The sequence below is a fragment of the Cupriavidus sp. CPT47-8839-RL05A genome (assembly GCF_058792255.1).
In genome coordinates this window covers 26,112-44,247 of the sequence record NZ_JBYTEG010000015.1, presented here as the reverse complement: position 1 = coordinate 44,247, position 18,136 = coordinate 26,112, and the positions used below count along the sequence as shown (strand labels likewise).

At 67.6% G+C, this 18,136-nt stretch carries 14 protein-coding genes and 1 tRNA gene; 6 read left to right on the top strand and 9 right to left on the bottom strand.

Features of this window, described 5'->3' with window-relative positions:
- Positions 1-50: 50 nt before the first annotated feature.
- Positions 51-4,088, bottom strand: a complete 4,038-nt coding sequence (gene hrpA, locus AC3WVS_RS19055) for an ATP-dependent RNA helicase HrpA (protein WP_492319896.1) — start codon at positions 4,086-4,088, stop codon at positions 51-53.
- A 23-nt stretch (positions 4,089-4,111) separates the two neighbouring features.
- Between hrpA and argA the strand changes: the two genes are divergently transcribed.
- Both argA and AC3WVS_RS19045 read left to right on the top strand, forming a co-directional pair.
- Positions 4,112-5,578, top strand: coding sequence for an amino-acid N-acetyltransferase (argA, locus tag AC3WVS_RS19050; protein WP_492319895.1), 1,467 nt, complete (start codon positions 4,112-4,114; stop codon positions 5,576-5,578).
- Between the two features lie 98 nt (positions 5,579-5,676).
- The gene (locus tag AC3WVS_RS19045) at positions 5,677-5,949 is read left to right on the top strand and encodes an oxidative damage protection protein (RefSeq protein WP_010809445.1); all 273 of its coding nucleotides are present in this window, start codon (positions 5,677-5,679) and stop codon (positions 5,947-5,949) included.
- A gap of 69 nt (positions 5,950-6,018) precedes the next feature.
- Here AC3WVS_RS19045 and rpiA read toward each other — a convergent pair whose 3' ends face one another.
- A complete protein-coding gene (rpiA, locus tag AC3WVS_RS19040; RefSeq protein ID WP_492319894.1) occupies positions 6,019-6,705 on the bottom strand; it encodes a ribose-5-phosphate isomerase RpiA in 687 nt (228 codons plus the stop codon).
- A gap of 158 nt (positions 6,706-6,863) precedes the next feature.
- On the opposite strand from rpiA, the gene tal reads away from it, so the two are divergent.
- Positions 6,864-7,820, top strand: a complete 957-nt coding sequence (tal, locus tag AC3WVS_RS19035; RefSeq protein ID WP_492319893.1) for a transaldolase — start codon at positions 6,864-6,866, stop codon at positions 7,818-7,820.
- A 33-nt stretch (positions 7,821-7,853) separates the two neighbouring features.
- Here tal and AC3WVS_RS19030 read toward each other — a convergent pair whose 3' ends face one another.
- The 3 genes from AC3WVS_RS19030 to rnr form a co-directional block, all read right to left on the bottom strand.
- Complete coding sequence (locus AC3WVS_RS19030; protein WP_492319892.1) at positions 7,854-8,621, bottom strand: SIR2 family NAD-dependent protein deacylase; 768 nt, start codon at positions 8,619-8,621, stop codon at positions 7,854-7,856.
- 4 nt (positions 8,622-8,625) lie between these two features.
- Positions 8,626-9,369, bottom strand: a complete 744-nt coding sequence (gene rlmB, locus AC3WVS_RS19025) for a 23S rRNA (guanosine(2251)-2'-O)-methyltransferase RlmB (protein ID WP_010809441.1) — start codon at positions 9,367-9,369, stop codon at positions 8,626-8,628.
- A gap of 78 nt (positions 9,370-9,447) precedes the next feature.
- Positions 9,448-12,051 carry a ribonuclease R gene (rnr, locus tag AC3WVS_RS19020; RefSeq protein WP_492319891.1) on the bottom strand — a complete coding sequence of 868 codons (2,604 nt, stop codon included), beginning with the start codon at positions 12,049-12,051 and terminating at the stop codon, positions 9,448-9,450.
- 70 nt (positions 12,052-12,121) lie between these two features.
- Here rnr and AC3WVS_RS19015 point away from each other — a divergent pair.
- The 3 genes from AC3WVS_RS19015 (at position 12,122) to AC3WVS_RS19005 (ending at position 13,708) form a co-directional block, all read left to right on the top strand.
- Positions 12,122-12,208 (top strand) — tRNA-Leu (locus tag AC3WVS_RS19015).
- Positions 12,209-12,596: 388 nt separating this feature from the next.
- A complete protein-coding gene (locus tag AC3WVS_RS19010) occupies positions 12,597-13,031 on the top strand; it encodes an Rrf2 family transcriptional regulator (protein ID WP_492319890.1) in 435 nt (144 codons plus the stop codon).
- Positions 13,032-13,096: 65 nt separating this feature from the next.
- Positions 13,097-13,708 carry an NAD(P)-dependent oxidoreductase gene (locus tag AC3WVS_RS19005; protein WP_492319889.1) on the top strand — a complete coding sequence of 204 codons (612 nt, stop codon included), beginning with the start codon at positions 13,097-13,099 and terminating at the stop codon, positions 13,706-13,708.
- Positions 13,709-13,756: 48 nt separating this feature from the next.
- Here AC3WVS_RS19005 and AC3WVS_RS19000 read toward each other — a convergent pair whose 3' ends face one another.
- The 4 genes from AC3WVS_RS19000 to hflC all read right to left on the bottom strand — a co-directional run bounded on the left by AC3WVS_RS19000 (position 13,757) and on the right by hflC (position 18,136).
- Positions 13,757-14,323: a phosphoribosyltransferase gene (locus AC3WVS_RS19000; protein ID WP_492319888.1), complete on the bottom strand. Its 567-nt coding sequence runs from the start codon at positions 14,321-14,323 to the stop codon at positions 13,757-13,759.
- A 125-nt stretch (positions 14,324-14,448) separates the two neighbouring features.
- On the bottom strand, positions 14,449-15,789 hold the full coding sequence (locus tag AC3WVS_RS18995; RefSeq protein WP_492319887.1) for an adenylosuccinate synthase: 1,341 nt from the start codon (positions 15,787-15,789) through the stop codon (positions 14,449-14,451).
- Between the two features lie 85 nt (positions 15,790-15,874).
- Positions 15,875-17,026, bottom strand: a complete 1,152-nt coding sequence (locus tag AC3WVS_RS18990) for an ATP phosphoribosyltransferase regulatory subunit (RefSeq protein WP_492319886.1) — start codon at positions 17,024-17,026, stop codon at positions 15,875-15,877.
- 201 nt (positions 17,027-17,227) lie between these two features.
- On the bottom strand, positions 17,228-18,136 hold the full coding sequence (hflC, locus tag AC3WVS_RS18985; protein WP_010809434.1) for a protease modulator HflC: 909 nt from the start codon (positions 18,134-18,136) through the stop codon (positions 17,228-17,230).

Here is an 18,136-nt window from a genome sequence, read left to right as displayed (position 1 = left end):
CCGGAGCGACCATTTGCGGTTCGCCCCGGCATTGCGCCCCGCGCCGGCGCTCAGCGCTGCATCGATTCCCACACTTTCTGCAGCCGCTTGACCGACATCGGCACCGGTGTGCGCAGCTCCTGGGCGAACAGCGCGATGCGCAGCTCCTCCAGCATCCAGCGGAATTCCTCCAGCCGCGCGTCCTCGCCGCCGCGGCCCTGGGTGCGCAGCTGCTTTTCGGCCCGCTGCCACTGCTGCACCAGCGGCGCCATCTCCTGCGTGCGCTGGGTGTCGCGCGCCGGGTCGCCCTTGAGCTTGTCCACGCGCATGGCGATGCCCTTCAGGTAGCGCGGGAAATGGACCAGCTGCGTGTACGGGGTCTCGCCGACAAAGCGCTTGCCCATCAGCCGCCCGAGCTGCGCTTCCATGTCCGCATGAGGCCCGGCGAACGGCTTGGCCTGCAGCAGCTTGCGCGGCAGCCCGGCGTATTCGGCCAGGATGGTCCCCACCAGCCGCGCGATCTCCTGCGCCAGCAGCGACAGCCGGGTGCGGCCCTCGTCCTTGCGCGCATTGAACTCGGCCTCGTTGCGCGGCAGCGGCGCCTGCATGCAGGCACGCTCCAGCGCCAGCATCACGATCTGTTCGCGCAGCATCTCCTGCGTGCCCAGCGTCATGTACTGCATCGCCATCTGCTGCAGGCCCGGGATGTTCTTCTCGATGAACTTGACCTGCTCGCGCAGCTGCAGCGCAAACAGCCGGCGCAAGCCCAGGTGGTGGACGCGGGCGGCTTCCTGCGGGTCGTCGAAGACTTCCACGTCGCAGTGCGTGCAGCGGTCGACCAGCGCGGGGTAGCCGAACAGGGTCTGGCTGCCCTTGCGGATCTCCAGCAGCTCGGGCAGCTCACCGAAGCTCCACCCGGTCAGGCCCTCGTACTTGCCGGGCTCGGCCGCGGCCAGCGGCGCCGCCTGCTCCGGGGACTGGGTTGCCGCCTGTGCCGCGGCTTGCGCGGCCACCCGCTGGAACGACTGCTGCGCCTGCCCGCCCAGCTCGGCACGCAACTGGGCCAGGTTGCGGCCCATCTCAAGCTGGCGGCCGTGCTCGTCGACCACCTTGAAGTTCATCGTATGGTGCGCGGGCAGCGTTTCCAGCTTGAAGTCGGCGCGCTTGACCATGGTGCCGGTCTGCTCGCGGATATCGGCGATCAGCATGTCCAGCAGCTCGCCCTCGCCAAGCGGCTGGCGCGCGACAAAGCCCGCGGCATATTCCGGCAGCGGCACGCAGTGGCGGCGCAGCTTCTGCGGCAGCGACTTGAGCAGCAGGTGCACCTTCTCCTTGATCATGCCCGGCACCAGCCAGTCGGCGCGCTCCTGGCGCACCTGGTTGAGTGCGTACAGCGGCACGGTCAGGGTCACGCCGTCGCGGTGGCTGCCTGGCTCGAAGTGGTAGGTCAGTCCCATGTCCACCCCGGCCACGTTCATGGCCTTGGGGAACAGGTCGGTGGTGATGCCGGCCGCCTCGTGCCGCATCAGCTCGTCGCGGTTCAGGTACAGCAGCTTGCGGTCCTTGCCGCTGTCTGCCTGGTACCACTGCTCGAAGCTGGCCTGCTGGCAGATGTCGGCGGGAATCGCGCGATCGTAGAAGGCGTAGATCAGTTCGTCGTCGACCAGCACGTCCTGGCGGCGAGACTTGTGCTCCAGGTTCTCGATCTCGCGCACCAGGCGCTGGTTGTGCGCATAGAACGGCAGGCGCGTGTCGAACTCGCCCTCGACCAGTGCACGGCGGATAAAGATCTCGCGCGCTTCCTGCCGGTTCATCGGGCCGTAGTGCACGCGCCGGTGCTGGTAGACCACCAGCCCGTACAGCGTGGCGCGCTCCAGCGCCAGCACCTGGCCCGCCTTCTTTTCCCAGTGCGGATCGCTCCAGCTGACCTTGAGCAGGTGACGGCCCACCTGCTCCAGCCATTCCGGCTCGATGCGCGCCAGCGTGCGCGCGAACAGCCGGCTGGTCTCGACCAGCTCGGCCGCGACAATCCAGCGCCCGACCTTGCGCGCGATCAGCGAGCCCGGCCACAGGTGGAACTTGATGCCGCGCGCGCCCAGGTATTCGCGGCCCTTGCCGTCGCCATCCTCGATGCGGCAGCCGACATTGCCCAGCAGGCCGGTCAGCAGCGCCTTGTGCACCTGCTCATAGGTGGGCTCGCTGTCGTTCAGGCGCCAGCCCTGCTCGGTCACCGTGGTCAGCAGTTGCGAATGCACGTCGCGCCACTCGCGCAGCCGCAGGTGCGACAGGAAGTGGGCGCGGCACTGGTCCTGCAGCTGGCGGTTGGACTTCTTGTGCGCGACCGCGTCCTCGAACCACTTCCACAGCTTGACCCAGCCCAGGAACTCGGACTTCTCGTCCATGAACTTGCGGTGGGCCTGGTCGGCGGCTTCCTGCGCCTCCTGCGGGCGGTCGCGCGGGTCCTGCACCGACAGCGCGCTGGCAATGACCAGCACCTCGCGCAGGCAGTGATGCTCGCGCGCGGCCAGGATCATGCGCGCTACGCGCGGGTCCAGCGGCAGCTTGGCCAGCTGGCGCCCGGTGCCGGTAAGCTGGTTGGCGTCGTCGACCGCGCCCAGTTCCTGCAGCAGCTGGTAGCCGTCGGCAACGGCGCGGCCCAGCGGCGGCTCGATAAACGGGAACGACTCGATCTCGGTCAGCCGCAGTGCCTTCATGCGCAGGATCACCGCGGCCAGCGACGAGCGCAGGATCTCTGGGTCGGTAAAGCGCGCCCGGCCGGCGAAATCGGACTCCTCATACAGCCGGATGCACACGCCGTTGGCAACCCGGCCGCAACGGCCGGCGCGCTGGTTGGCAGCGGCCTGCGAGATCGACTCGACCTGCAATTGCTCGACCTTGTTGCGGTACGAGTAGCGCTTGACCCGCGCCAGCCCGGTATCGACCACGTAGCGGATGCCCGGCACCGTCAGCGAGGTTTCGGCGACGTTGGTCGCCAGCACGATGCGCCGCGCGTTGGACGGCTTGAACACCCGCTCCTGCTCCTGCACCGACAGCCGCGCAAACAGCGGCAGGATCTCGGTATGCGGCGGGTGATGCTTGCGCAGCGCCTCGGCGGCTTCGCGGATCTCGCGCTCGCCGGGCAGGAACACCAGCACATCGCCGGGGCCGACGCGGCACAGCTCGTCGACCGCCTCGACAATGCCATCGTACAGGTCGCGCTCGCGCGCCTGCGGGCTGCGCGGCGCGCCCGCGGGCACGGCCTCGGTGATCGGGCGGTAGCGCACTTCCACCGGGTACAGGCGGCCGCTGACCTCGATCACCGGCGCCGGCTTGTCGCCCGAGGCGAAATGCTGGGCAAAGCGCTGGGCATCGATGGTGGCCGAGGTGATGATCACCTTCAGGTCCGGGCGCTTCGGCAGGATCTGGCGCAGGTAGCCGATCAGGAAGTCGATGTTCAGGCTGCGCTCGTGCGCCTCATCGATGATCAGCGTGTCGTAGGCGCGCAGCAGCGGATCGTTCTGAGTCTCGGCCAGCAGGATGCCGTCGGTCATCAGCTTGACCGACGCCCCCGACGACATGGTGTCGTTGAAACGCACCTGGTAGCCCACGTGCTCGCCCAGCGGCGTGCCGATCTCCTGCGCAATGCGCTTGGCGGTCGAGGTGGCGGCGATGCGCCGCGGCTGGGTGTGGCCGATCAGCCCCCCACCCTCGCGCCCCGGGCCGCGCCCGATCGACAGGCAGATCTTGGGCAGCTGGGTGGTCTTGCCCGAGCCGGTCTCGCCCGAGACGATCACCACCTGGTTGGCCAGCAGCGCCGCGGCGATCTCGTCGCGGCGGCCGGAGACCGGCAGGGCCTCCGGGAAGGTGATGGGCGGCAGCGGGTTGACCGGCCTTGGCGCACGCGGCGCACGCGCCTCGCGGGGACCGCGTGGCGGGCGCTGCCCGGCTTCACCGGCCGGCCGGGCAGCGGCTGGCTGCGCACGGACGTCCGGCTTCCTGGCCGGGCCTGGGGCCGGCCGGGGCTGAGTTGGGGAGGCTGGCTGAGCGGCACCGGCGCGCTGGCGCGGCGCGGCGGGTGGTTTAGGCTTGACGGGGCGTTGTTCTGACATTGGCCGGGATTATAATCCGCGGGATGAACGCCAGAACCGACGCGCCGCAGACGGCGCCTGCCTCCTCACCCGCCGCCCCCGTGCCGGCGGAGCCGCCCGCGGCTGAACTCCCCGCGCCTGCCCCGGCCTCTCCCGTGCCCGCCACCCCGGCGCCCACGGCGGCCGAGCCCGAGCGCAGCGGCCCCGACCACCAGCAGTTCGTCGACTGGCTGCGCATGGTGGCGCCGTATATCCATGCCTTCCGCGGCAAGACCTTTGTGATCGCCTTCGCCGGCGAACTGGTCAAGTCGGGCGTGCTCAATGCGCTGGTCAACGACGTCGCCCTGCTGCACGCCATGGGCATGCAGATCGTGCTGGTGCATGGCTCGCGCCCGCAGGTGGAAGAACAGCTGGCGCTGCGCCATGTCGAGTCACAGTTCGTCGATGGCGTGCGCGTCACCGACAACGCCGCGCTCGAATGCGCCAAGGAAGCCGCCGGCGAATTGCGCCTGGACATCGAGGCCGCCTTCAGCCAGGGCCTGCCCAATACGCCGATGGCCGGCGCCCAGCTGTCGGTGATCTCCGGCAACTTCGTGACTGCCCGCCCGGTCGGCATCGTCAATGGCACCGACTACCAGCACACCGGCCTGGTGCGCAAGATCGACGCCGAGTCCGTGCGCATGTCGCTGTCGCACGGCAAGGTGGTGCTGCTGTCGCCGCTGGGCTTCTCGCCCACCGGCCAGGCCTTCAACCTGTCGATGGAAGACGTGGCCAGCGCCACCGCGACGGCGCTCAAGGCCGACAAGCTGATCTTCATCACCGAGGTGCCGGGCGTGCCCGACCCGGTCGGCAAGATGATGCAGGAAATGTCGCTGCGCACGGCGGTGGAGCGCCTGCAGAACAACCACCTGCCGCCGGACGTGGCCAACTACCTGCAGCACCTGGTCAAGGCGCTCAAGGGCGGCGTGCCGCGTGCGCACCTGATCCCCTATTCGCTCGACGGCGCGGTGCTGCTGGAACTGTTCCTGCACGACGGCGTCGGCACCATGCTGTCAGACACCGACCTGGAAAGCCTGCGCGAAGCCACGCTCGACGATGTCGGCGGCATCGTCCAGCTGATCGCCCCGCTGGAGCAGGATGGCACGCTGGTGCCGCGCGGACGCCACCTGATCGAGCGCGATATCTCCAACTTCTCGGTGATCGAGCACGATGGCGTCCTGTTCGGCTGCGCGGCGCTCTACGACTACCCGCGCGAGAACATGGGCGAGATGGCCTGCCTGACGGTATCGCAGGAAGCCCAGGGCACCGGCGACGGCGAGCGCCTGCTCAAGCGCATCGAGCGCCGCGCCCGCGCGCTCGGCCTGGAGAAGCTGTTCGTGCTCACCACCCGGACCGAACACTGGTTCCTGAAGCGCGGTTTCGTCCACGCCAACGTCGACGACCTGCCCGAGGACAAGCGCAAGCTCTACAACTGGCAGCGCAAGTCCATGGTGCTGATGAAAAAGCTCTGAAGCCGTAGGGGCAATCGCCGCAGCGCCGCGGCCCGGTGCCCCGCTTGGCTACAATAGCGCCAGCGCCGAAGCTCTAACGAACATACCAAGGAGTCCCCATGGCCCGCATGGTCCAATGCATCAAGCTGAACAAGGAAGCCGAAGGCCTCGACTTCCCGCCGCTGCCCGGCGAACTGGGCAAGAAGATCTGGCAAAGCGTGTCGAAGGAAGCCTGGGCTGGCTGGCTCAAGCACCAGACCATGCTGATCAACGAAAACCGCCTGAACATGGCCGATGCGCGCGCGCGCCAGTACCTGCTCAAGCAGACCGAGAAGTACTTCTTCGGCGAAGGCGCCGACCAGGCCCAGGGCTACGTGCCGCCGCAGTCCTGAACCGGGACCGGCCAATGACAAAAGGGGTGCCTCAGGCACCCCTTTTTGCTTGGCCGCGGACGGCTTTGCTCAGTAGTCAGTGCGCTGCACGCCGTCGCCGGTGCCCAGCAGCAACACATCCGCGCCGCGCAGCGCGAACAGGCCCACCGTGACCACGCCCGGCACCTGGTTGACGGCCTGTTCCAGGCCGCGCGGATCGTCGATCTTCAGGCCGACCACGTCCAGGATCACATTGCCGTTGTCGGTCTTGTAGATGCCGCCTTCCTTGGCCATGCGCAGGCGCGGCTGGCCACCCAGGGCCTGCAGCTTGCGCGCCACCGCGGCACGTGCCATCGGAATCACCTCGACCGGCAGCGGGAAGGTGCCCATGGTCTGGACCAGCTTGCTGCCGTCGGCGATGCAGACAAAGCGCTTCGCGACCGAAGCCACGATCTTCTCGCGCGTGAGCGCCCCGCCGCCGCCCTTGATCATGGCGCCGCTGGCGTCGACCTCGTCGGCGCCGTCGACATACACCGGGATCTCGTCGACTTCGTTCAGGTCCAGCACCTTGAAGCCGTGCTGCTGCAGGCGGCGCGTGGAGGCCTCGGAGCTCGACACCGCACCGGCGAAGCGCTCCTTGAATGCCGCCACGGCGTCAATGAAGAGATTGGCGGTGGAGCCAGTGCCCACCCCGAGCACGGCCCCTTCGGGCACTTCCTGCTTCACGTAGTCGGCGGCAGCTTGCGCGACCAGCGTCTTGAGTTCATCCTGAGTCATGACAACAGCCAGATTGCGTTGGGGGAAACGCGTAGTGTAGCGGATTGCGGCGGCAGGTCACGCGGGCGACGGTACAATGGACCGGACCGGGTGCCGTACGCGCACCCCTGATGCCCGCGACCGATTTTGCAGACGCTCAAGCAGACGACCAAGCGACCATGAACCAGCTCGAACAACTCAGGCAATTCACCACGGTAGTGGCCGATACCGGCGACTTCCAGCTGATGAAGCAGTACACCCCGCAGGACGCGACCACCAATCCGTCGCTGATCCTGAAGGCCGTGCAAAAGCCCGAATACCGGCACCTGCTGGAGAAGGCGGTACAGGACCACCACGGCAACGGCGGCGTCGATGCGGTGATGGACGAAGTGCTGATCGCCTTCGGCTGCGAGATCCTGGCGATCGTGCCGGGCCGCGTCTCGACCGAAGTCGATGCGCGCCTGTCCTTCGACACCGAGGCCAGCGTGGCCAAGGCGCGCCACCTGATCCAGCTGTACGAGCAGCGCGGCATTGCGCGCGAGCGCGTGCTGATCAAGATTGCCTCCACCTGGGAAGGCATCCGCGCGGCCGAGATCCTGCAGCGCGATGGCATCCGCTGCAACATGACGCTGCTGTTCTCGCTGGTGCAGGCGGTGGCGTGCGCCGAGGCCGGCGCGCAGCTGATCTCGCCCTTCGTCGGCCGCATCTTCGACTGGTACAAGAAGCAGGCCGGCGAGCAATGGGACGCGGCCGCCAATGGCGGCGACAACGACCCCGGCGTGCGCTCGGTGCGCCAGATCTACGACTACTACAAGAAGTTCGGCTACCCGACCGAGGTGATGGGCGCCAGCTTCCGCAGCACCGCGCAGATCCTGTCGCTGGCCGGCTGCGACCTGCTCACCATCAGCCCCGAGCTGCTCGAGCAGCTGGCCGCCGGCCAGGGCCCGGTGGCGCACAAGCTGTCAGTGGACCAGGCCCAGGCCGCCAATATCGCCCGCATCGCGGCCGACGAGCCGGCCTTCCGCTGGCAGTTGAATGAGGATGCGATGGCGACCGAGAAGCTGGCCGAAGGCATCCGCCTGTTTGCGGCGGATGCGGTCAAGCTGGAGAAGCTGATCGGCGAGATTGCGAAGTAAGGATGGTCCGGGCGGCAACGCCCGGATCCAGGCTCAGCCGGCCGAGGGTGCCGGCTGCGGCCACAGCAATGGCAGACATGCCCCCGCCGCGACGGACAGCACGATATCCGCGGTCTGGTCCAGCGCCGACGGCTGCGGATTGACCACGATCACCGGCGCGCCATGCTCGCGCGCCAGGCCCGGCAGCCCCGCCGCCGGATAGACCAGCCCCGAGGTGCCGACCACCAGGCACAGGTCGCAGTTCTGCGCCGCATGCTCGGCGCGGTAGCGCGCCACGCGCGGCAGGTCCTCACCGAACCACACCACGCCCGGACGCATCAGCGCGCCGCACAGGTTGCAGCGCGGCGGCATGCCGGGCAGCGCGGTCGCCTCGTTGCAGCGTCCGCACCCGTCCAGCCATTTGTTGGCGAACAGGTTCCCATGCAGTTCGATCACGCCTGCGCTGCCGGCGCGCTGGTGCAGGCCGTCCACATTCTGCGTGACCAGCGTGAACGGTTTCTGCGCAGCCAGCGCGACCAGCGCATGGTGCGCCGGGTTGGGATGCACGGCTGCGACCAGCTCGCGCCGGTGCAGGTACCACTCCCAGACCAGCGCGGGCTGGCGGCGGTAGGCGTCCTCGCTGGCCAGCTCTTCCGGGTCGAACTGTTCCCACAGCCCCGTCATCGCGTCGCGGAAGGTCGGCACGCCGGATTCGGCGGAAATGCCGGCGCCGGTCAGCACGAGGATGTTGCCGGCGGCCGCGATCAGCCGGCGTGCTTCCTCAAGCCCCGGCATGTCAAGGAGACCGGAATCAGCGGCCATGGACTTATCGCGGCAGGCGCCGCTGGCGCACGGCTTCGTACAGGCATACGCCGCTGGCGACCGAGACGTTCAGGCTTTCCACGCCACCCGCCATCGGGATGCCGACCAGCTCGTCGCAGGTCTCGCGCGTCAGGCGGCGCATGCCCTCGCCTTCGGCGCCCATCACGATCGCGGTCGGGCCCTTGAAGTCGATGTCATACAGCGACTTTTCGGTGCCGTCGGCGGTGCCGATGACCCAGATGCCGCGTTCCTGCAGCTCACGCAGGGTGCGGGCCAGGTTGGTGACGGTGATATAGGGCACGGTCTCGGCGGCGCCGCTGGCGACCTTGGCCACGGTGGCATTGAGGCCGACGCTGCGGTCCTTGGGGGCGATCACGGCATGCGCGCCGGCGCCGTCGGCCACGCGCAGGCAGGCGCCCAGGTTGTGGGGGTCGGTGACGCCGTCCAGCACCAGCAGCAGCGGCGTGCCTTCGATGCCGTCGAGCAGTTCATCCAGGTTCAGCGCCAGCGCCACGTCTTCGGCACGTGCCACCACGCCCTGGTGGCGGTCGGTGCCGGCCATGCCGCGCAGGCGCTCGGCATCGACCGGATGCAGGCGCACGCCCAGGCTTTCGGCCAGGCGCACGAAGTCCTGCATGCGCCGGTCGCGGCGCGCGGATTCGATATAGACATCGGTCACGCCCTTGGCATCTTGGCGCAGGCGTGCGGTGACGGCGTGAAAGCCGATCAGGAGTTTGTTTTTAGCCATGGCGCGATTGTACTCGCCCTCACGCCCCCGGCAGCCGGCCGGGGGCGCGAGTCGGCGGCATGGCGGCCGCCGCAGGCTTCAGCGCTTGCGCGGGGTGCGCGGGCTCTTGGCCGGCGTCTTGCCCGCCGGCTTGGCCTGGTGCGACTTGGAGGCCGGCTTGCGCGGCTTCTCCAGGTGCGAGGGCTTGGGCTTGGCCGCGCGCTTGGCCGGCTTGCCGCCGGTCTTCACGTGCGGCCTGAGCGGCGTGATCACCGCCTCGAACACCGGCTGCTCCTCGATCACGCGGTCCAGCGTCTCGTCGAACGACTCTTCCGGCTTGGACGAGCCGCCCAGCAGCGCCGCCAGCTGGCGGCCCTTCTTGCGCGCCGGCACCGCATGGGCGGCGGGCACCCGCGGCTGGGTCTCGGTGCCCCCCGCGCGGGCGCGCAGGGTTTTCGCCGACGGCTCCTGCACCAGGCGGAAGTCGATCTTGCGCGCATCCAGGTCCACGCGCGACACCTGCACGCGCACGCGGTCGGTCAGGCGGTAGCGGATGCCGGTGCGCTCGCCGCGCAGTTCGTTGCGGGCCTCGTCGTACTGGAAGTAGTCGCTGCCCAGCTCGGTCACGTGGACCAGGCCTTCCACGTACAGCTCGTCGAGCTGCACGAAGATGCCGAACGAGGTCACGGCGCTGACGGTGCCGGCGTAGTCGCTGCCCAGCTTGTCGCGCATGAAGTAGCACTTGAGCCAGGCCTCGACATCGCGCGAAGCCTCGTCCGCGCGGCGCTCATTGGCCGAGCAGTGCAGGCCGAGCTCGTCCCAGATGGCCTCGTTGCGCCTGGCGCGCGCCGCGGTCAGTTCCGCCTTCTGCTCGGCGTCCTTGGCCTGCAGCCGGCGCGCCTTGGGCGAGATCGCGGTATTCAGCTCGGTCCCGTGCGCAAACGCCGGCTGGTACTTGGTATGTGCCAGCACCGCCTTGATCGCGCGGTGCACCAGCAAGTCGGGGTAGCGGCGGATCGGGCTGGTGAAGTGCGCGTAGGCCTCGTACGACAGGCCGAAGTGGCCGATATTGTCCGGGCTGTACACCGCCTGCTGCATCGAGCGCAGCAGCATGGTCTGCAGCATCGGCGCGTCGGGACGGGACTTGATCTTGTCCATCACCTCGGCGTAGTCCGATGCCTGCGGCTTGTCGCCCCCGCCCAGCGACAGGCCGGCGGTGCGCAGGAAGTCGCGCAGGTTCTTCAGCTTCTCTTCGCTGGGGCCCGCGTGGATGCGGTACAGCGCCGGGTGCTTGAAGCGTTCGAGGAAGTCGGCCGCGCAGACGTTGGCGGTCAGCATGCACTCCTCGATCAGCCGGTGCGCATCGTTGCGCGTGCGCGGCAGGATCTGCTCGATCTTGCCCTGCGCGTTGCAGACGATATAGGTCTCGGTGGTGTCGAAGTCGATCGCGCCGCGCGCGCGCCGTGCCTTGAGCAGGACCTGGAACAGCTCATACAGGTTCTGCAGGTGCGGCACCAGCTCGCCGCGCTTGTGCGCCTCGGGGCCCTTGGTGTTGGACAGCACCGACCAGACCTCGTTGTAGGTCAGGCGCGCGGTCGAATGCATCACGGCCGGGTAGAACTGGTAGCCCTTGAGCTCGCCCTTGGCGGTGATCACGGCATCGCACACCATGCACAGCCGGTCCACGTGCGGATTGAGCGAGCACAACCCGTTGGACAGCTTCTCCGGCAGCATCGGGATCACGCGGCGCGGGAAGTAGACCGAAGTGGCCCGGTCCAGGGCATCCGCATCCAGCGGCGTGCCGGGGCGCACATAGTGCGACACGTCGGCGATCGCCACGATCAGGCGCCAGCCCTTGGCGCGGCCGATCTTGACCGGCTCGCAATAGACCGCGTCGTCGAAGTCGCGTGCGTCTTCGCCGTCGATGGTCACCAGCGGGATGTCGCGCAGGTCGATGCGGTGGTCCAGGTCGGCCTGGCGCACCTCGTCGGGCAGCGCGGAGGCTTCCTGGGCTGCGGCCGGAGAGAACGCATGCGGCACGCCGTACTTGCGCACGGCGATCTCGATCTCCATGCCGGGATCGTCGATTTCGCCCAGCACCTCCACCACGCGGCCCACCGGCTGCACGTAGCGGTCGGGGAATTCGATCAGCTCGACGCTGACCACCTGCCCCACCCGTGCCTTGCCCTGCGCCTTGGGCGGGATCAGGATGTCCTGGCTGATGCGCTTGTCTTCAGGCGCCACCACCAGCACGCCGCCTTCACTGAGCAGACGGCCGATGACAAAACGGTTGGCGCGCTCGATGATCTCGACGATCTGCCCTTCGGGGCGCCCGCGCCGGTCGTAGCCCACCACGCGCACCTGCGCGCGGTCGTTGTGCATGGCCTTCTGCAGCTCGCGCTCGGGCAAGAAGATGTCGTCTTCACCGTCGTCGCGGATCAGGAAGCCGAAGCCGTCGCGGTGGCCCTGCACCCGGCCGGTGACGAAGTTCGGCTGATGGGCCAGCTCATAGCGGCCCTTGCGATTCAGCTCGATCTGGCCGTCGCGCTCCATGGCCGCCAGGCGCTTCTGGAAACCGTCATGCTCTTTGCGCGTGACGGAGAGGGCCTTGGCAATATCGCCGGCCGACTGGGGGGATCCCGACGTTCTCAGCACGCCCAGGATTTCTTCCCGGCTGGGGATCGGATAGTTGTTCTGATTCAATTTTTTCTGGAAACTATTTGACAAAATTCTCGCGCTCTCTATAATGAGCGCTTCGGTTGTTTCGACACCTGCCCAGGTGGCGGAATTGGTAGACGCACTAGGTTCAGGTCCTAGCGGTGGCAACACTGTGGAGGTTCGAGTCCTCTCCTGGGCACCAAGTTACCGGAAAACCCGCAGCGCTTTCGAGCCCTGCGGGTTTTTTGTTTTTGACGCCTGTTTCGCGCATCAGATCCGGCAACTTGCACTCCTTGCTTGGCGGCCATGCCGCGATGTCATACCTGCGAGCGTACGGGTTTTTTCCCGTCCGTGAAACCGCGCACCGTACCCCGCGCGGCAGCCGAACCACAACGGTACGGCAATGTCGAGGAGTGTAACAGCTTCAGTGGCGATTCCGGCATTCCACCGGCCATTGGCTGCCACTTCGGCGTATTACCTCCTTCCCTCCCGGTACTCCGCCCTCCTTGCGCTCCTGTCCGTGCTTGACATGCCCGACCATGTGTAACTATCATGGTTTCACATTGCACCTGACATCCCGAGCACAAGCGTTGAGCACAAGCAGCCGGTTCGCCGTGGCGGTCCACATCCTTACCCTGCTCGCCGGTTCGGCCGAGCCGGTGCCCTCGTCGCTGATCGCCGGCAGCGTGGGCACCAACCCGGCGCTGATCCGGCGGCTGATCGGTCAACTGGCTGAAGCCGGCCTGGTGGCGACCACCATGGGCAGCACCGGCGGCGCCACGCTGGCGCGCCCGGCTGCGTCAATCACGCTGCTCGACGTGTTCCGCGTGGTGGAAACCACCGCGCTGATCACGCTGCACCAGAGCGCGCCCAACCCGGCCTGCCCGGTCGGGCGCGAGATCACCGGTGCGCTGCGCAAGGTCGCGGACCGTGCGCAGGCGGCCATGGACGATACCCTTGCCGGCATCACCATCGCCAGCATGCTCGCCGATGTCGAAGGCAACAGCCAGCGCCGCAAGCGCTGAATTTTTTTGCCCCGATATGTAACCACAATGGTTTCATATCAACCTGACCGAAAGAAGGAGTGACCATGAAGATCGCAATCATCGGCGCCACCGGCCGTGTTGGCACGCGCCTGACCGACGAAGCCCTGCGCCGCGGCCACCAGGTGACCGCCATTGCGCGCCAGGCCAGCAAACTGCCCGCACGCGACGGCGTGACCACCGCGGACGTGGACGGCGCCGACGTCGCCGCACTGGCTGCCGCCCTGGCCGGCAACGACGTGGTCATCAGCAGCGCGCGCTTTGCGCAGCTGAACGCGCAGCAGGTGACCTCGGCCGTGCGCCAGGCTGGCGTGCCGCGCCTGCTGGTGGTGGGTGGTGCCGGCAGCCTCTATGTCGCGCCGGGGGTGCAATTGGTCGACACCCCGAACTTCCCCGATGCCTACAAGCCCGAAGCCCTCGCAGGCCGCGACTTCCTCAACGCGCTGCGTAGCGAACAGCAGATCGACTGGACCTTCCTGTCGCCGTCGGCACTGTTCGAGCCGGGCGAGCGTACCGGCAAGTTCCGCGTTGGCGAGGAAAACCTGCTGAGCGACGCAGCAGGCAAGAGCTGGATCTCGATGGAAGACTATGCCATCGCGATGCTCGATGAGATCGAAAAGCCGGCGCATTCGCGCCAGCGTTTCACGGTCGGCTATTAAGCCGGCCGCCGGGGGCCGCCCGTAGCGACAGGCCCCGGCACAAGCGCATCAGGCCTGCGCGGCGTCGTCCTGGCTGGCGCGCTTGCCGCGCTTGAGCCAGGCGGCCAGGTTGTGCGGGCGCAGCGTGTCGTACTCTTCGAACGGCTGGTGGATCCACGGGTTCGACGGCAGGAAGGTCACGTGGTAGTCCGGCTCGACCTTCGAGCACGCCTTGTACCACAGCACGGCCGAACGCACCTCGGTTACGGCCGGATAGCGTTCCTTCAGGTGGCGGCCCACGCGTTCCAGCGTGATGCCAGAATCCACCAGGTCGTCGACCAGCAGCACCCTGCCCGTCAGTTCGCCGCGGGTCATGGTGATGTACTGCGCGATGTCCAGGTTGCCCTGCTGCGTGCCCGCGGCCTCGCGGTAGCTGCTGGTGGCCAGGATGGCCAGCGGCACGTCGAAGATGCGCGACATCTGGTCGCCCACGCGCAGCCCGCCGCGCGCCAGGCACAGGATCTTGTCGAACTTCCAGCCCGACTCATGCACGTTCAGCGACAGGCGTGCGATCAGGCGATGGTATTCGTCCCAGGAGACCCACAGGTTCTCGTCATCGTTCGTTGGCAGGTTCATCGTTTTACTCTTTGTATCGTCGGGTCGGTTGACCGATATGGCTCGGCCCGCTTGCGCGGGCCGATTTATTTCTGGCGGGCCGCAGCGCTCGTGGCGCCGCAGCCTGGTGGTGGGCTGCTGCCGGGTCAGGCCTTGTACGGATGACGCAGCAGGATGGTCTCGTCGCGGTCCGGGCCGGTCGAGATCATGTCGATCGGAATCCCGACCACTTCTTCCACGCGCTTCAGGTAGACGCGGGCCTGCTCGGGCAGCGCGTCCCACGTCTTCACGCCGAAGGTCGACTCGTTCCAGCCGGGGAATTCCTCGTAGACCGGCACGCAGCGAGCCACGGCATCAGAGCCGCGCGGCAGGATGTCGACGGTCTTGCCGTCGAGCTCGTAGCCCACGCACAGCTTGATGGTTTCCAGGCCATCGAGCACGTCCAGCTTGGTCATGCACAGGCCCGACACGCCGTTGATCTGCACCGAGCGCTTGAGCGCGGCGGCATCCAGCCAGCCGGTGCGGCGCGGACGGCCGGTGACCGAACCGAATTCCTTGCCGACGTTGGCCAGGCGCACGCCGACCGGGTCCTGGCGCGACGGGTTGTCGTTGTCGTACAGCTCGCTCGGGAACGGGCCCGCGCCCACGCGCGTGCAGTAGGCCTTGGTGATGCCCAGGATGTAGTTCAGGCGGCCCGGGCCGACGCCGGCGCCCGCTGCGGCAGCACCGGCCACGCAGTTGCTCGAGGTCACGAACGGATAGGTGCCGTGGTCCACGTCCAGCAGCGTGCCTTGCGCGCCTTCGAACATCAGGTTGCCGCCGGCGGCATTGACCGCATACAGCTCGGCCGACACGTCGGCCACCATCGGCGCCAGGCGCGGCGCGTAGGCCAACGCTTCGTCCAGGGTCTGCTGGAAGTCCACGGCTTCGGCGCCCAGGTACTGGGTCAGCATGAAGTTGTGATAGTCCAGGTTCTCGCGCAGGCGTTCGGCGAACTGCTGCGGATCGAACAGGTCCTGCACGCGCAGCGCGCGGCGGGCCACCTTGTCTTCATAGGCCGGGCCGATGCCGCGGCCGGTGGTGCCGATCTTGGCGGCGCCACGACGCGCTTCGCGCGCCTTGTCGATGGCAACGTGGTACGGCAGGATCAGCGTGGCGGCCTCGGAAATGCGCAGGCGGCTCTGCACCTGCAGGCCGGCGCCTTCGAGTTCTTCGATTTCACGGAACAAAGCTTCGGGCGACAGCACCACACCGTTGCCGATGTAGCAGACCGTGCCGTCACGCATGATCCCGGACGGGATCAGGCGGAGAATGGTCTTCTTGCCACCGATGATCAGCGTGTGGCCAGCGTTGTGGCCACCCTGGAACCGCACCACGCCCTTTGCCTGGTCGGTAAGCCAATCGACGATTTTTCCTTTGCCTTCGTCACCCCATTGGGTGCCGATCACGACGACATTGCGTCCCTGGCCTACTGCGGATGCGGACATATTGCTTTGGTCAATAGGTTAAAAACGTATTCTACTCTTGTTGCCGGGCGATTCTCGATTTTTGGGCACGCCCGGCGCCCAAGCGTCAGCGCGGCACCACGGCCCAGCCGGCATCCTGGCGCACCAGCTGCCGGTCGCAGTTGAATTCATCGAGCTCGTGGGTATGGCCGGGCAGCGACTGGATCACGATCTCGCCGGCCGCGCGCAGCGCGGAAATCGCGGCCCGGAGTGCCGGATCCGCATCCCAGGGCGCAAAAATCGCCTGGGCGCGCACTTCCACAGGCGACAGCGCAGCCACTTCTCGCAGATCCAGCGAGAATCCCGTGGCCGGGCGCGCCCGGCCGAAGGCTTCGCCCACCTTGTCGTAACGGCCGCCACGCGCCACGTAATTGGGCAGGCCGGCAACATAGGCCGCGAACATCACGCCACTGTGATAGTGGTAACCGCGCAAATCCGACAGGTCGATATTCACGCTGGCACCGCGCACCTGCACCGCCAGTGCCGCCAGTTCATCCAGCGCGCGGCCGATGGCCGGGCTGGCCGGCAGCGTCGCGCGCGCGCGCTCGATCACGTCCACGCCGCCGTACAGCGTCGGCAGCGCCAGCAGCGCATCGCGCTCGGTCTGCGGCATGCCCACGGTCAGTTCGCGCAGGGCCGGCACATCCTTGGTTTCCAGCGCGGCAAAGAGCGCGTCCTCGATCTTGCGGATCGACGGTAGGCCCGCCAGCAGCGCTTCCAGAATGCCGGCATGGCACATGTCGATGCGGACATCGGACAGCCCCGCCGCCTGCAGCGCGGCCAGCATCAGGTCCTGGATCTCGACGTCGGCTTCCAGGCCGGCATGGCCATAGATCTCGGCGCCGATCTGGATCGGCTCGCGCGTGGCGTGGAAGCCCGCCGGGCGCGCATGCAGCACGTTGCCCGCGTAGCACAGGCGGGTCACGCCCGGGCGGTTCAGCAGGTGCGCGTCGATGCGCGCCACCTGCGGCGTGATATCGGCACGCAGGCCCATGGTGCGGCCCGACAACTGGTCCACCAGCTTGAGCGTGCGCAGGTCCAGGTCATGGCCGGTGCCGGTCAGCAGCGACTCCAGGTATTCCAGCATCGGCGGCATCACCAGCTCATAGCCGTAGGTGCGGAACAGGTCCAGCATGCGGCGGCGCAGTTCTTCGATCTTGCGCGCTTCCGACGGCAGCACGTCGGCAATGTTTTCTGGCAGCAGCCAATGGTTGGACATAGTGAATCTCTTCTCAGTCAATCTCTTCTCAGTCATTCTGACCACCTCGCGAGGCAATGCCCCCAAGGCACCGGTCCTTGACCAGAAACGTCATCGCAGGCGCCACGCGCCCGCGCCATCACTCGGCGAGGATGGCTCCAGCCGGACAAAACCCCGGCAAGCCGGGGTTTCGTCAATTCGCCACACGGACAAGCGACGGTGCTAGCGCTTGCCTCCGGATCCGCCCGAGGCGGCCGCGGCGGCACCGCCGCTGGAACGCATGTAGCGGAAGAACTCGGAGTTGGGCTCAAGCACCAGCACGTCGCGCTTGTCGCGGAAGGTGTTGCGGTAAGCCTCCATGCTGCGCCAGAACTGCGCGAACTGCGGATCGCGGCCAAACGCGTCGGCATAGATCTGCGAGGCCTTGGCATCGCCCTGGCCCTTGATCACCTGGGCGTCGCGGTAAGCCTCGGCCAGCACCACTTCGCGCTGGCGGTCGGCATCGGCGCGGATCTTCTCGCCCTCGGCGGCGCCGGTGGAGCGCAGCTCGTTGGCCACGCGCTTGCGCTCGGCCTCCATGCGGCGGTACACCGACTCGCTGATCGCGGGCAGCAGGTCAACGCGCTTGAGGCGCACGTCCAGGATCTCGACGCCGACCGACTTGGCATATTCAGCCATGCCGTTGCGGATGGCCTGCATCACCTGCTCGCGCTCGCCGGCGACCACGTCGGCCACGGTGCGCTTGCCGAACTCCTCGCGCGCCACCGAGTCGATGCGCTGGGTCATGCGGTCCTGCGCGCCGCGCAGGTTGCCGCCGAAGGCGACGAAGAACTTGCGCGGATCGGTGATGCGCCACTTGACGAACCAGTCCACCACCATGCTCTTCTTCTCGGCGGTCAGGAAACGCTCGTTGGCGGCGACGTCGATGGTCTGCAGGCGGCGGTCCATGAACACCACGTTCTGGAACGGCGGCGGCAGCTTGAAGTGCAGGCCGGGCTCGCGCACCACCTGCTTGATCTGGCCGAAGGCGAACACCACGGCGTACTGGCGCTGGTCGACCACGAACAGCATGGACGAAACCACGGCCAGCAGGATGAAAAAGCCAATCGCGAAGGAAATCAGTCGGTTCAT

Coding starts and splice junctions, on each gene's coding strand:
- hrpA (WP_492319896.1), bottom strand. CDS start 4,088: ATGTCAGAACAACGCCCCGTCAAGCCTAAACCACCCGCCGCGCCGCGC.
- argA (WP_492319895.1), top strand. CDS start 4,112: ATGAACGCCAGAACCGACGCGCCGCAGACGGCGCCTGCCTCCTCACCC.
- AC3WVS_RS19045 (WP_010809445.1), top strand. CDS start 5,677: ATGGCCCGCATGGTCCAATGCATCAAGCTGAACAAGGAAGCCGAAGGC.
- rpiA (WP_492319894.1), bottom strand. CDS start 6,705: ATGACTCAGGATGAACTCAAGACGCTGGTCGCGCAAGCTGCCGCCGAC.
- tal (WP_492319893.1), top strand. CDS start 6,864: ATGAACCAGCTCGAACAACTCAGGCAATTCACCACGGTAGTGGCCGAT.
- AC3WVS_RS19030 (WP_492319892.1), bottom strand. CDS start 8,621: ATGGCCGCTGATTCCGGTCTCCTTGACATGCCGGGGCTTGAGGAAGCA.
- rlmB (WP_010809441.1), bottom strand. CDS start 9,369: ATGGCTAAAAACAAACTCCTGATCGGCTTTCACGCCGTCACCGCACGC.
- AC3WVS_RS19005 (WP_492319889.1), top strand. CDS start 13,097: ATGAAGATCGCAATCATCGGCGCCACCGGCCGTGTTGGCACGCGCCTG.
- AC3WVS_RS19000 (WP_492319888.1), bottom strand. CDS start 14,323: ATGAACCTGCCAACGAACGATGACGAGAACCTGTGGGTCTCCTGGGAC.
- AC3WVS_RS18995 (WP_492319887.1), bottom strand. CDS start 15,789: ATGTCCGCATCCGCAGTAGGCCAGGGACGCAATGTCGTCGTGATCGGC.
- AC3WVS_RS18990 (WP_492319886.1), bottom strand. CDS start 17,026: ATGTCCAACCATTGGCTGCTGCCAGAAAACATTGCCGACGTGCTGCCG.
- hflC (WP_010809434.1), bottom strand. CDS start 18,136: ATGAACCGACTGATTTCCTTCGCGATTGGCTTTTTCATCCTGCTGGCC.